Genomic DNA, 12,627 nt, shown 5'->3' with positions numbered 1-12,627 from the left:
AGGGCGGTAATAGGCCGGTGCTACGACGCCCGGTATCTCATTTCGGCGCTACGCGAGCAAACTGCGCTCGCTAAGACGCGCCTGCATGAGACACCGGGCGTCGTAGTACCGGCCTGTTGGAACATCAAACGGATCATGCCATGACATCACGCAGAGATTTCGTAAAGACCGTTTCCGCGGTCGCGGTCGGCGGCACGCTCATAGGTGACCCGTTCGCGCGCGGGCTCGCGCCCATGACGAAGCCGAGCGTGGGCGATCCGCTGTTCCGCGAGCTGGCGATGGTCGCGCTGGACGCGGCGAGAGGCGCGGGCGCGCAGTACGCGGACGTGCGCATCTCGAGCCGGCAGGACCAGGGGATCTCGACGCGGGAGCGGAGGGTGCAGGGGCTGCAGTCGAGCGAGACGTTCGGCTTCGGCGTGCGGGCGCTGGTGGACGGCGCGTGGGGCTTCGCGGCGAGCAGCCGGCTCACGCGGGATGAGGTGGCGACGGTCGCGCGGAGAGCGGTCGCGCAGGCCGGGGCGAACAAGGCCGCGCAGCTCCGGCCGCATGTCCTGGCTCCGGTGACTCCCGTGGGCGATGTCGAGTGGAGCAGTCCTTTCCGCATCGACCCGTTCACGGTCTCCATCGACGACAAGGTCGCCCTGCTCATCAGCGCGAATGAGGCCGCCCTCGCGGCCGGCGCGAGGTTCGCTAGCTCCGGAATGGATTTCGTGAAGGACGAGAAGACCCTCGCGACCACCGACGGCAGCTTCATCGTGCAGACGTTCATCCGGACGCAGCCGAGCATGAACGTGACCGCGGTGAAGGACGGGGACTTTCAGACGCGCGCGTCCACCGAGATTCAGCCGATGGGGCGCGGCTACGAGCATGTGCTCGACGGCAAGCTCGTGGAGAACGCGCCGATGTGGGCGAGCGACGCGGTCGAGAAGCTGAGCGCGAAGCCGGTCGAGGTGGGGCGGTACGACCTCGTGCTGCATCCCACGCATCTCGCGCTCACCATTCACGAGTCCATCGGACATCCGACGGAGCTCGACCGGGCGATGGGCTACGAGGCGAACTACGCCGGCACGAGCTTCATCGCGCCGCCTCAAGAGTTCCTAGGCAAGTTCCGCTACGGGCCGGACTTCATGAACGTCCAGGGCGACCGCTCGCAGGAGGGCTCGCTCGCGCAGTGCGGCTGGGACGACGAGGGCGTCAAGCCCGACGACTTCATGATCGTGAAGAACGGAATCTTCAACGATTACCAGACCACCCGCGAGCAGGCCATGTGGCTCGACTGGTGGTACAAGCAGAGCGGGCAGCAGACACGCTCACACGGCTGCTCCTTCGCCGAGTCGTGGTCCGACGTGCAGTTCCAGCGCATGCCGAACGTGTCGCTCATGCCGGGGGAGCAGGACATCACCTGGGACGACATCGTCGCCGCGACCGACCGCGGCATCGGGATCAAGGGGCGCGGCTCGTACTCGATCGACCAGCAGCGGTACAACGCGCAGTTCGGCGGGCAGGTGTTCTACGAGATCCGCGGCGGGAAGATCGTGGGGATGCTCAAGGACGTCGCGTACCAGATGCGCACGCCGGAGTTCTGGAACGCGATGGACATGATCGGCGGGAAGCGCGACTACCAGCTCGGCGGAACGTTCAACGACGGGAAGGGCCAGCCGAGCCAGTCGAACGCGGTGAGCCACGGCTGCCCGACCACGCGGCACAGGCAGATCAACGTCATCAACACCGGAAGGGCTGGATAACCGGTGACCGGTTATAACTGACGTGCTACTCGCGCTTCTGCGGCCTGCGCGGGCGACTAACTTCCACGTCCGCTACGGCCGCAGAAGCGCTCGCACGCACGCGCCAGACCATCATTCGATGGGTCGTGCGGGCGCAGCGCTTATCGGCAAAAAAGCGGCAGAACCGCCGCGGCCGATCAGTCCACCGGCAGCATTATGTGCGCGTAAGGAGTTCTCGCCCACATGACCCACGGCCCGCCGCTGTGCGGATCGGTGGGAAGATCGGCGAGATGCGCGGTGTCGGGAACGAAGATCATTACGTGCGGGCCGCTCACGTGCCAGTCCGCGGCGGCACTACGGTCGGCCGCCGGGTTCGTGATACTGGCGCCCGCGTCGCCCAGCAACATGTAGCCGAAGCCGAGGGAGGAAAGTTGCGGCTGCGCGCCGCTAAGCCAGGCGCCAGCCCACGCGTTTGCCTCCCGGTCGAGGCACATCGCTTTCTCTACCGCCATGCTCGGATAGCAGGTCCAACCGTTAGTCCCTGCGCGCAGCAGACGGAACTCGCCGCCTGCCGTCGCCGGCCAGTCCATGATTGTCGCGCCGTGCGCGATTAGCGGCGGTGCAGCCCGCATGGCATCCGCGATTTTCTCGGCCTCCGAGAGCGGCCTCGTTTGCGCTCCGGCACTCGGCCACGCCGGCGCGAGGATGACCAACGAGACTGCGACGGCCGCGAGGCGGGTGATTCTCCTGCTCATGTCGTCCTCCATGGTGGGTGACAGTCGGACTATGCCACGCGAGCGCCTCGGATGCAACCGCCGATGATGGGTACGTCGATTGTCGAGAAAGTCCACGCTCATGTGCCGGCTCGCGTATTCGGCGTCCACGACCTCCATTCGTCGGTCGCGATGGTGAGCACTCCTTCCTGCGGCATGGCGTCGCCGGCGTTGACCACGAGGTCCACCAGCACCTGCTCGAGCTTGCTCGCGTCGGCGAGTACGGGCTGCGGCTCCGGTGCCGGGAGAATTGTCAGCTCGCCGCCGTCGGCAGCCGAGCCAGTCGAACGCGGTGAGCCACGGCTGCCCGACCACGCGGCACAGGCAGATCAACGTCATAAATACAGGTAGAACGGCGTGACTAGTGACTGGTGACTAGTAAGGGCGGGATTGTTTGCGAGGAACGGCGAGGGCGCGGTTGGTAGTTACTAGTCACTAGTCACTAGTCACCAGTCACCAGTTATGCCCTTGGCAGGTATATCTTGAACGTCGTCCCCGTCCCCAGCTTGCTGTACACCCAGATATAGCCCTGCGCCTGCTTCACGATGCCGTACACGGTCGCGAGCCCGAGGCCGGTGCCTTTGCCCTTCGGCTTCGTGGTGTAGAACGGCTCGAACATGTGCGACTTGGTCTGCGCCGTCATTCCGTGTCCGGTGTCGCTCACGCTGAGCACGGCGTAGACCCCGATCGGGACGTCGACGCCCATGTGCCGGCTGGCGTACTCGGCGTCGGACACTTCCATCTCCTCCGTCGAGATGGTCAGAACGCCACCCTGGGGCATGGCGTCGCCGGCATTGACCGCGAGGTTGACCAGGATCTGCTCCAGCTGACCCGCGTCGGCCAGGACATACAGCTGCTCGGCCGAGGACACCAGCCGCAGCTCCACCGTGTCGCCTAGCAGCCGCCGCAGCATCTTCTCCGTGTCGTGCGCGACCTCGGTGAGGTCCATACGGTGCGGCTGCACGGGCTGCTTGCGGCTGAACGCCAGGAGCTGGCGGGTGAGCGTCGTTGCCCGCTCGGCAGCGCGCTGTATCTCCTGCACGTCTTCCCGGCGGGGGTCGCTGTCGGCGATGTCGGTGAGCAGGATCTGCGTGTACGACAGGATGACGGTCAGCAGGTTGTTGAAGTCGTGGGCAACGCCGCCCGTGACGCGTCCGATCGCCTCCAGCTTCTGCGAGTGGATGAGCTGGGCCTGGCTCTCCTGCAGCACCTGGGTGAGATCCTTTATCTCCGCCTCGGTCATCCGCACGCGGTTGACCATCGAGAGATCCCGAGCTACGACGATGCGTACCGTCCGTCCGCCGAGCGTGCCAGTGCGTCCGTGGACTTCGACGGGAAACGTCGATCCGTCCTTGCGCATCAGCTTTACTTCCAGCGGTTCGTCCCTCGGCTTGGCGATTCGTCGGGCGGTCTTGTCCCGGTCTTCCAGCGCGACGACGATCTCGCCGGGCTTGCCGACGAGCTCGTCCTCCTCGTAGCCGAGCAGGTGGAGGGCGGTCCTGTTGGCGTACATGATCGTGCCCGCTTCATGGATCATGACGGCATCCAGCACGGCATCCGCCACGAGGCGGAATCGCTGCTCGCTCTCCTCGAGCTGGACGCGGGCGGCGCGCTGCTCCGTGATGTCCGTCGTGAGGCCGCGGAGGACGGTGACCCTGCCGGATTCGTCCGTCTCGGCCGAGATCTTATCTTCGACGCAGATGCTGCGCCCGTCGGCGTGGACGATCCTGTACTCGCTCCGGTGGCTCCCGCCCTCACGGGCGAGGCGGTTGAAGTCCGCCACGACGCGATCACGGTCGTGCGGGTGGATCCGGCTCTCCCAGAACTTCGGGTCGCCGCGCCAGCGCTCCGCCGGGAAGCCGAACATCGACTCGACGCGGCTGTTGACGTAATCGAGCTTCCCCAGGCGCGCGTCCCACTCCCACACCACAGCGTCGAGGCTGTCGAGGATCTGGTCGAAGCGTCGGCGCTCGAGCTCCAGGGAGTGCGTGTCGGTCACGGTCGGGATCAAGGTCCGGTATGGCGAGCGCCGCGCGCTCGCGCGATACTCCGACCATGAGTGATCAGCCAGTCGTGCGCAGCGGAGAGATCACCGTGCCGCGCACCGCCAGGTACGCTGTGCTCGGCGCGGATGTTTCGCTGGCCGACGAGCTCTGGCTCGTCTGTCACGGTTACGGACAGCTGGCGTCGAGGTTCATTCGCAGGTTCGGCGTGCTGGACAATGGCAGGCGGCTGATCGTGGCTCCCGAGGCGCTGTCACGCTTTTACCTCTCCGGCGGGACCGGGCCGCACTCGGACGAGGACAAAGTGGGGGCGTCGTGGATGACCCGCGAGGGGAGGGACGCGGAAATAGCCGACCAAGTCACATATCTCGACCTTGTTTGCGGCGCGGCTTTCAAGGGCTCGGACCGCTCCCGGGTGCGCTTCGTCGCGCTGGGCTTCTCCCAGGGCGCAGCCACGATATGCAGGTGGGCCGCCCGGACCGACACGCCACCGAACGATCTCATCCTCTGGGCCGGCGGAATCCCGCCAGATGTTCTCGAGGGCGCGGCCAGGGACCGGCTTGCTCGCGCGACGATTACGATTGTGTCGGGCTCCCGCGATCCCATCGCCGACGGAGGCCGCGTTACGGCGCATAGGAGCCAACTCGATGCGGCCGGGTTGACATATCGTCTCGTGACGTTCGATGGCGCACACGAAATAGACGGCGCGACTCTCCGCGAAATCGCCGTCACCGGCGAGTGACGGCGATCAGCAGCCGGCTATCGGAATCGAATACGACAGATTGACCGTCTTGGGCGGAGCCGCGGGCAGCGGGCCGACCGCCGCGGTCGTGTACTGGATTGTTCCGCCTGCTGCGTTCGCGGGCGTCCCGTCGAACTCCGCCTCCAGCCCGATCGCGATCAGCGTGTCGACGTTGGCCGCGTCCATCAGCAGAAACACCGAGCTTCCCGACGTAACGCGACGGAGAGCGTTTTGAATGTGGGCGTCGCCCATCGGGATACCGCCGCTCAGTAGCTGCCGCGAGACGTAAGGGCCTCGCCAGTTGACGATGTTGGCTTGGGAAAGCAGGTTCCCGCACGCGTCCGTTGCCGTATTGAGAACCGGCGTCGTAGTGAGCAGCGTGAGGTAGGACGGGTAGCGCGCGACCGCTTTCTTGTACTCGGCGATCCCCTGGCTCAGGCCGAAGAAAGTCTGCGACAGCGCCGACTGGCGAGACTCCCTGATCCGCCCGATTACTTGTGGCGTTATCACGGCCGCCAGGATGGCCACGATGGCCAGCACCACGAGGATCTCGACCGCCGTGAAACCGGGTGCCCTGCGGCCGCCGGCAGGATGAGGATTCATCAGCAAGCAGCCGTGATCGGCATTCTGTAATGAACCGTCAGCGGGCTGTTACCGCTCGGCGTGAAGCTGATGGTGTCTCCCGTCGTGCCGTCTACTTTGCCTTTGAGTGCCTGCGCATCCGCGACCGGCACGTCGATCATCACGATAGCCAAAGCGAGAGCTCCGTTCGTAAATGTGGTCCGTATGGTCGCGTCCTGCGCGACGATCCCCGACGAAAGCGTGTAGCCGACGGCTGGATTGAACGGGATGAGATGATAAGGACCCCGCCAGGTGTTGACGTCCGGGTTCGCTCGGTATGGGTCCCCGCAGCTGTCCACATCGCTTGTCGAGATGCGGTTCGTCAGATCGGAAAGGTGGCCCGGATACTTGCCGATGCGGGCGTAGAACGACGGCGCCGTTCCGATGATCTCCGTCTTGAACCGGTGCAGGATATTTGCGGCAAGCACGATTCGATCCACGCCACCACCGCGCAACGCCGCGAAAATCACCGTCGCTCCGATAACCAGGACGGCGATCGCGGCCACCGCGAGCATCAGCGCAAACCCGCGGCGATTCAGCACCCGCGCACCGTGAAGTGATACTCCAACTGCACCGGAGAAGAGCCATCCATGGGGAAATAGCGGACGGCGCCGAGCACTCCTCCCTGATCGCCCTCGACGCGCGCAGCCAGCGCCACCGCGTCGGAGAGAGCCGTATTCGGCATGACGATCGCGGATGTCCCTTCGACGAAATTATCATTGTTGGACGGCCGGTTAGCGAGCGTAGTGGGGACACCGGGTGAGTTATACCGGACCACGCTATCGATTGCGATGTAGCCCGGAGCGATCTTCAAGCCCGTCGTCGGCAACGGGCGGTAATAGAACGGGGTCAGCCAACGATTTCTCTCACCTCCCGAATATCCATAGAAGCAGCTATCCTGGCTCGCGGTCGTGAGCTTCGTAGTGAGCTGCGACAAAAGGCCTATATTCGCCGTGGTGGCCCCGCTGGATTGACCGATCACCTGGTTGAACGAGGTTTCTCCGCCGGTGCCCGTGATGCGGCCCGCCGCGTCAGCGAGCTCCGCGAGGATGCGCGCCGCCTGGTCCACGTTTGCCGCATCACCACCCAGCGCCGAAGCTGCGGACTGATTCAAGTAAACCGCGCCACCGATAACGCCTAGAATTGCCACGGTGACGATGACCTCGACGAGCGTCGTGGCGCGTCGGCTCAACATCCGCCTACCATGGTCAAGTAGGATACACTAACCGGCGAGCTGCCGTCGTTCGGCGAATATCTTACCGTCCCTAACGTTCCGGTCGAATCGCCATCGATTGTCCACGCGAGAAGTATGGCGTCGGCGCGTGTGACATTGGGAATCACGATCGCGAGCGTCCCCGCAGGTACGGTCGCTACGTCAGGCGGCGTGCGCACGAGAGAATCCGCCGTAAGAAACCCCGGAGCGATGAAAAGGCCGGACGTCGGAATATCCTGGGTGAAATATCCACCAACCCATGCCAGAACGTTCGTAGACGAGTATAGCGCGCCGCAGCTATTGCGCTGTAGCGTTGTAATCGGTGTAGTGAGATGCGAGAGGCGTCCCGGGTATGCCCCGACGGTTTGATAGAAGGAGAATTTGGGGAGCGTAGCCTCGAAGAATGCCATCGCGCGCGAGAGCCGATCCAGTGTGTGCGCGACCTCGTTTATCCGGGCCTGATCGCTTCTCTCGGATGCAGACATGCCGCCGGTGCTCGACACGATGACCACTCCCAGCACGCCCAGGATCGCGATTACGACGGCCAGCTCGAGGACCGTAAATCCCTTGCGCAACCTGTTCACCCGAGCAAGATGGGTGAGTGATTTCGGTCGCGCCAGAAGCAAAGCCGGGGACACGCCGTTCAATTCCCGCCGACGATACTTAGGCGGACATCGTCCACCGCTACGTCGCCATCCGCGGCCCGTCCGGCCACCCAAAGTTGAACTGGAAAGGCACCCTCCCGCCCGGTGACGACCACGTCCGAGCGGCGGCGCAGCCGGTCACCCACATAGAAGGCGATCCTGCCGTCGCCCTCGACTTCGATGCGGAAATCCTGCCAGACGTCGTCCCGCCCGAACGTCACCGGCTCCGACCAGAATTCCCGCTCCGCCGAGTAGGACAACCGCCCGGACTCGGGGAGCCAGGACAGGGCGGCGACCTTGAGGAACTGCGGGGCGGCCGGATCGACCAAACCGGGGGGCTCGGCCGCTACGAGCGCGAGGGTGAACCCGCCGCGCGCCGTCGTGGAGTTGAACGACGCGCGGATTCGCGCGGTGAGCAGGAGCCCCTTGCGAAGCGGCACTCCCCTCGTGCTCAGAATTCCGCTCTCCCATCGCCGGCCAGATCGGAGGACGAGACCGCTGCTTCCCCGCACTCCCGCGCCCGCCACGACTGCCGAGGGCGGTGAGCCCAGCACGGTCCACGCGCCTGCCGGCAACCCGTTCGAAAAGCTCTCATCGATCAGCACCACTGGAGCGCTGCCCACCACGGCGAAAAGCGTGTCGGCACGCCACGCACCGAGGGACGCAACGATGCGGGCGATCCCCGGACGGCGTGCGAGCAACACCGCTTCTCTCGCGCTTCCCGCCGTATCCGCCGGCACCATCCGAACCTCCACCGCGGCGGGGTCGAGCGCCGACCATTCGACCGACGACACGTCGAGCGGAGCGCCGAACTGGTCGATCCCCGTTGCCGACAGCGTCACCTCCCGCCCCGGCTCCAGGACATCCGGCAAGTCCGCGCGTAACCGCGCGACGTAGGCCGGCGTACTCCCGCGCCAGCCCGCCAGCGCAAAGCTCCTGTCAGCCGGCGTCAGCCGGATCGCGCTCCCGCCCAGCGGTGGCATTACGAACACTCCGGTCCGCCCGCCGCGCGTGGACTCGAACGCGATGAAATCGCCGTCGGGGGAATAGCTTGCCCGGTCGTCCTGGCTCGCGTCGAAGGTGAGGCGGCGCAACTCGCCGGTCAGTAGTTCTGCCGAATACAACTCGGCATTACCGTCGCGCTCGCTCGTGAATGCGACGCGGGCTCCGTCGGGCGACCACGTCGGATGATAGTCTTCGCTCGGGGACGTGGACAGGTTGCGCGCCCCGGTTCCGTCGCTCAGCGCGACGTACACTTCCTGGTCCCGGGTTTCGCCCGTGCGCGCGGTCCAGGCAATGTGCGGCCCGCGTGGTGACCAGGCGGCTTCGGTGACGGCGTGCGCGGACGAAGTATCGAGCGCGATCCGCCGGTCGGGGCTTTCGAGCGAGTGGGCATGCAGCGACGCGTGGTATGCGCCGCTCCCGTCCGAGGCGTGGATGACGAGGAGCCAGCGACTGTCCGGGGACCAACCGGCCGCGGTGTTGTCACCGAACGCATCGCCGACGGAGACCGTATCCGTCTGGTCGCGGCTGATCACGTGGACGCGTGTTCCTGCCGGCGTGATCCGCTCTATGGCCACCAGCCGGCCGTCCGGGCTTACGCGGGGGTTGACCCACGGGAGAGATACTGCCGTGACCCATTGCGGATCATCACCGGCGTTCGCGGCACCGGCGAGCGACGCTGCCGGCAGCATCGAGCCCGTCACCGAATAGCTCCTGCTTCCGCGCGTGCCGACCCTCTCCCTTACCACGACCGTGTCGGAGAGCACGGTGCCGCGCGCTCCCGCGCCGAGCCCCTGAGCGCGGTACACGGTCGCGGCGGCGAACGCGAGAAGCGCCACGCCCAGCGCCAGCGGCAGCACGCGTTTGGCCTGTTTGATGACGATGGTTGGCGTCGGCGGGGCCTGCGCGCTCGCGCGCGGCTCGGCGGCAGCGGGTGCGGTTTTCGGCTTCCGGACGTCGCGGCTCCCGGGGATGCGTCGGCGGCCGCGGCCGAACGCGGTGCGAAGCGATTCGACGGCGCTCCGGTCCTGGTTGTTGAACGCGGTCTCCGCGGCGAGGGTCAACAGCTCCGCGAGTTCGTCGTGCGCGCCGGATGCAGCGGCATCGTGGATCGCGGCGCGCGCGTGCTTGTGCGCGGCGGAGGGCTGGCCGGCCGTCGCATACAGTCGCGCCAGCTCGGCGTGCGACGCGCCCGGTTCCGACGCGACGGCGTCGGCCGTCCACCCCGCGAGCAACGCGCGCCCTGCCGAGCCCGTGCTGTCCAGCGCGAGACCGGCGAGCACGTCGTGCGCCGGGGCGATTCCTCCGCGCCGCTGCACCACCAGACCGCGCTGCTCGAGCGTGACGGCCGCGTCGAACGCATCCGGTTCGGGCAGATGGGTGGCCGCGGACAGGAGTCGCAGCGGCGCCGGCCGCTCCAGGAGAGCGCACGCCAGAAAAAGTCTTTGCTCCGGTGGCGAGCAGCCCTGCAATCGAGCCCACAGCGCGGCCGCCAGCTCAGTGGGCAGGTTGGCCAGTGGCTCGCCGCGCCTGGCGCGCCGCAGCAGATCGAGCGCGCGGAACGGATTGCCCTCCGCCATTCGGGTGATCGTCGCCAGCGTGTCCGCGTCCGGGTCCCCGCCCGTGGCGACGGAGGCCAGCAGCCGTTCCACCGCGTTTTGCGTCAGCGGCTCGAGCTCGATGCTCTCGCGAGCAGCTTGTGCCGGCGCAGGGCCACGCGCGCCGGCGACCTGAGCCGGCGAAAAGCGCTCCGTCACGTGCGGGGGGGCCTCGGCGGGCCGGCAGCTGAGCACGAACAGGACGGGTGATGCGGCGAGCCGGCCCGTGAGGAAATGCAGCAGCTCCGCGCTGGACCGCGAGGAGTGGTGGAGATCCTCCAGGATGAGACACACGGGCTGCTCGTACGCGACGGCATCGATCAGCGCGGCCACGCCGTCGTAGAATCGAACGCGGGCAGCTTCGTCATCAATTGCGGTCGCTTCAGGCAGGTCGAACTGGTCGCGAATCTCCGGCAGGAGTCGCGCGGCCTCCGCGAGCAGATGCCGGCTGGCGCCGGCTATGCCGGGGGCGGTGACCGCCGGGCGCAAGGCGTCTGCCAGGGCGGCGTATGGGATTGCGCGGTTCCCGTGCCGCTCCTGCCCCCACAGGATGAGTGCCGGCCCGAACGCCTGAATGCGCTGCGCGAGCTCCGCGATCAACCTCGTCCTGCCGATTCCGGGCGGCCCGGTGACCACTACGGTCGCGCCGCTCCGCTCCACGCCGCGCCAGAAGGCCAGCAGCTTGCCGAGCTCCTTGTCGCGTCCGACGAATTCGGTCTCCACGAGCTGGTCCGCGGTTTCACCGGGTCTGGCCACGGTGGCCGGCGCTTCGTTGAGCAACCGGGTCAACATTGCGCGCACGCCGGCGGAAGGTTTCTCGCCCAGCTCCGATTCGAGCCGCGTGGAGTGCTGCGTGAGAACCGAAATCGCTTCGGGTTTTCGCCCGGCCCCCGCCAGAATTTTCGCTTCCAGGAGTGCCGAGTCCGGATCGAGCGGCGCTGTGCGCGAGAGCCTCGCTGCGTGCGCTGCCGCCAGCGCGGTGTCCCCGGATTCGAGCGCGCGGTTGGCCGCGATAGCGAGCGCGCTGCGGAACTGCGCCTCGAATCGTTCCCGACGCGAGTCCGCCCAGTGCTGGAAATCGCTCGAAGCGACATCGAGTCCGTCGAGGAAAGGCCCGCGGTAGAGTGCGATGGCCCGCTCCGGATCGGATGCGACCGTTGCGCCGAACTCGAGGGCGTCGCACCAGACCGCGCCGGCGGGATCGATCTTGATCCGGTCCCGGTCCGACGCCAGGGAATCCGAGCCCAGTGCTCCTCGCAATCTGTGCAGGGTCTGGCGGAAGGCGTTGCGAGCCTTGTCGTCCGGAGTCTCTGGCCAGAACAGCGCTACCAGCTCCTCGCGAGTAGCCGAGCCGGTGATGACCACATAAGCGAGCATGGCCAGCGGCTTGCCTGGCCCCATCCCCGGTACCGGGCGGCCATCGTCGTCCTGTAACGAAGGAGCCCCGAGAAGAAAAAGCTTCCGGGATGGGGTCACGCGAGCGCTCTCTGGTGTGACATTGGCGTTCGGCTAATATAACGTTCCGGTCACGACGCTGTCGCACCGTGCCGCAACCGCAATAGCACCAATGAGTTTGTTATTGCGGCTTTGGCGAATCCGCCCTACTTTCGTGTCGCTACGGCCAGCGACCGACCGTAGGTGCCGTTGTCATGTGCGGGGGTCCGGTTGTAATGGCCTGGTGACGGCGGGCGTGTATAGTGCGCACCGAAGCATGTTGACAACCGCTCACACTCCGGGATGGATGACAATGAAGTCGCGGCGCAAGGGATTCACGCTGGCCGAGGTTCTCGTGACGATCGCGATCATCGCGACGCTGGCGGCGGTGCTGTTGCCGGCGTTGAACAGCCAGCTCTCGAAGGGTGAGGCAACCCGGGGATCAACGGACCTGCTGGCGGTGCAGACCGCGATCAACACGTTCGTGACGGACGTTCGGCGGTATCCCGCGTCGCTCACGCAGCTGGCTTCGCCGATCACCGGCTTGATCGACATCAACGGGAACACGTATTCGGTCGGGCTGGCCAATCGGTGGAAGGGTCCGTACCTGGCGAAGGCGCTGACGACCGGCGGTGAGCTGTCGACCGGGTTCGGGGCGAACATCCTGGGTCCGTTCGTTCCAGGCTTGTACAACGGAATTCAGTACGTCAGGGTTGACGTCTCGCCGATCACTCCCACGGACTTCAATCGACTGGACGAGATAATCGACGAGACAGTGAGCTCGAGTACGGGGCAACTGCAGTACAACGCGGTATCCAGCGTGGCGCAGTTTTTCGCCATCCCGATTCAGTAACCATACAGCTTATCCAGGAG

10 protein-coding genes are annotated in these 12,627 nt (G+C 66.2%); 3 read left to right on the top strand and 7 right to left on the bottom strand.

What is annotated here, in order from left to right; translation table 11 throughout:
• Window positions 1–140 precede the first annotated feature (140 nt).
• Window positions 141–1,745, top strand: coding sequence for a TldD/PmbA family protein (locus tag WEA80_07930; GenBank protein MEX1186505.1), 1,605 nt, complete (start codon window positions 141–143; stop codon window positions 1,743–1,745).
• A gap of 176 nt (window positions 1,746–1,921) precedes the next feature.
• Here WEA80_07930 and WEA80_07925 read toward each other — a convergent pair whose 3' ends face one another.
• On the bottom strand, window positions 1,922–2,479 hold the full coding sequence (locus WEA80_07925; protein MEX1186504.1) for a hypothetical protein: 558 nt from the start codon (window positions 2,477–2,479) through the stop codon (window positions 1,922–1,924).
• Between the two features lie 478 nt (window positions 2,480–2,957).
• The gene (locus WEA80_07920; protein MEX1186503.1) at window positions 2,958–4,496 is read right to left on the bottom strand and encodes a PAS domain S-box protein; all 1,539 of its coding nucleotides are present in this window, start codon (window positions 4,494–4,496) and stop codon (window positions 2,958–2,960) included.
• Window positions 4,497–4,552: 56 nt separating this feature from the next.
• On the opposite strand from WEA80_07920, the gene WEA80_07915 reads away from it, so the two are divergent.
• Window positions 4,553–5,242: a hypothetical protein gene (locus tag WEA80_07915; protein ID MEX1186502.1), complete on the top strand. Its 690-nt coding sequence runs from the start codon at window positions 4,553–4,555 to the stop codon at window positions 5,240–5,242.
• 6 nt (window positions 5,243–5,248) lie between these two features.
• On the opposite strand, the gene WEA80_07910 is transcribed toward WEA80_07915, so the two are convergent.
• The 5 genes from WEA80_07910 to WEA80_07890 are packed head-to-tail and all read right to left on the bottom strand — an operon-like array spanning window position 5,249 to window position 11,796.
• Window positions 5,249–5,845, bottom strand: a complete 597-nt coding sequence (locus WEA80_07910) for a prepilin-type N-terminal cleavage/methylation domain-containing protein (protein MEX1186501.1) — start codon at window positions 5,843–5,845, stop codon at window positions 5,249–5,251.
• The gene (locus WEA80_07905; protein ID MEX1186500.1) at window positions 5,845–6,378 is read right to left on the bottom strand and encodes a hypothetical protein; all 534 of its coding nucleotides are present in this window, start codon (window positions 6,376–6,378) and stop codon (window positions 5,845–5,847) included. The genes WEA80_07910 and WEA80_07905 overlap by 1 nt, the downstream gene beginning before the upstream one ends.
• Before the next feature lie 20 nt (window positions 6,379–6,398).
• Window positions 6,399–7,058 (bottom strand): type II secretion system protein, encoded by a 660-nt coding sequence (locus WEA80_07900; GenBank protein MEX1186499.1) that lies wholly within the window; start codon window positions 7,056–7,058, stop codon window positions 6,399–6,401.
• Window positions 7,052–7,660, bottom strand: coding sequence for a prepilin-type N-terminal cleavage/methylation domain-containing protein (locus WEA80_07895; GenBank protein ID MEX1186498.1), 609 nt, complete (start codon window positions 7,658–7,660; stop codon window positions 7,052–7,054). Before WEA80_07895 ends, WEA80_07900 begins: the two co-directional genes overlap by 7 nt.
• Window positions 7,661–7,719: 59 nt before the next feature.
• Window positions 7,720–11,796 carry an AAA family ATPase gene (locus WEA80_07890; GenBank protein ID MEX1186497.1) on the bottom strand — a complete coding sequence of 1,359 codons (4,077 nt, stop codon included), beginning with the start codon at window positions 11,794–11,796 and terminating at the stop codon, window positions 7,720–7,722.
• A gap of 271 nt (window positions 11,797–12,067) precedes the next feature.
• Between WEA80_07890 and WEA80_07885 the strand changes: the two genes are divergently transcribed.
• The gene (locus WEA80_07885; GenBank protein ID MEX1186496.1) at window positions 12,068–12,607 is read left to right on the top strand and encodes a prepilin-type N-terminal cleavage/methylation domain-containing protein; all 540 of its coding nucleotides are present in this window, start codon (window positions 12,068–12,070) and stop codon (window positions 12,605–12,607) included.
• The last annotated feature ends 20 nt before the right edge of the window (window positions 12,608–12,627 follow it).

This window comes from Gemmatimonadaceae bacterium (assembly GCA_040882285.1).
In the GTDB taxonomy this organism is placed as follows: domain Bacteria; phylum Gemmatimonadota; class Gemmatimonadetes; order Gemmatimonadales; family Gemmatimonadaceae; genus JACDCY01.
Note: the sequence above shows the minus strand (reverse complement) of the source record. Positions and strands in the feature narration are given on the sequence as shown.

Coding starts and splice junctions, on each gene's coding strand:
- WEA80_07930 (MEX1186505.1), top strand. CDS start 141: ATGACATCACGCAGAGATTTCGTAAAGACCGTTTCCGCGGTCGCGGTC.
- WEA80_07925 (MEX1186504.1), bottom strand. CDS start 2,479: ATGAGCAGGAGAATCACCCGCCTCGCGGCCGTCGCAGTCTCGTTGGTC.
- WEA80_07915 (MEX1186502.1), top strand. CDS start 4,553: ATGAGTGATCAGCCAGTCGTGCGCAGCGGAGAGATCACCGTGCCGCGC.
- WEA80_07910 (MEX1186501.1), bottom strand. CDS start 5,845: ATGAATCCTCATCCTGCCGGCGGCCGCAGGGCACCCGGTTTCACGGCG.
- WEA80_07905 (MEX1186500.1), bottom strand. CDS start 6,378: ATGCTCGCGGTGGCCGCGATCGCCGTCCTGGTTATCGGAGCGACGGTG.
- WEA80_07900 (MEX1186499.1), bottom strand. CDS start 7,058: ATGTTGAGCCGACGCGCCACGACGCTCGTCGAGGTCATCGTCACCGTG.
- WEA80_07885 (MEX1186496.1), top strand. CDS start 12,068: ATGAAGTCGCGGCGCAAGGGATTCACGCTGGCCGAGGTTCTCGTGACG.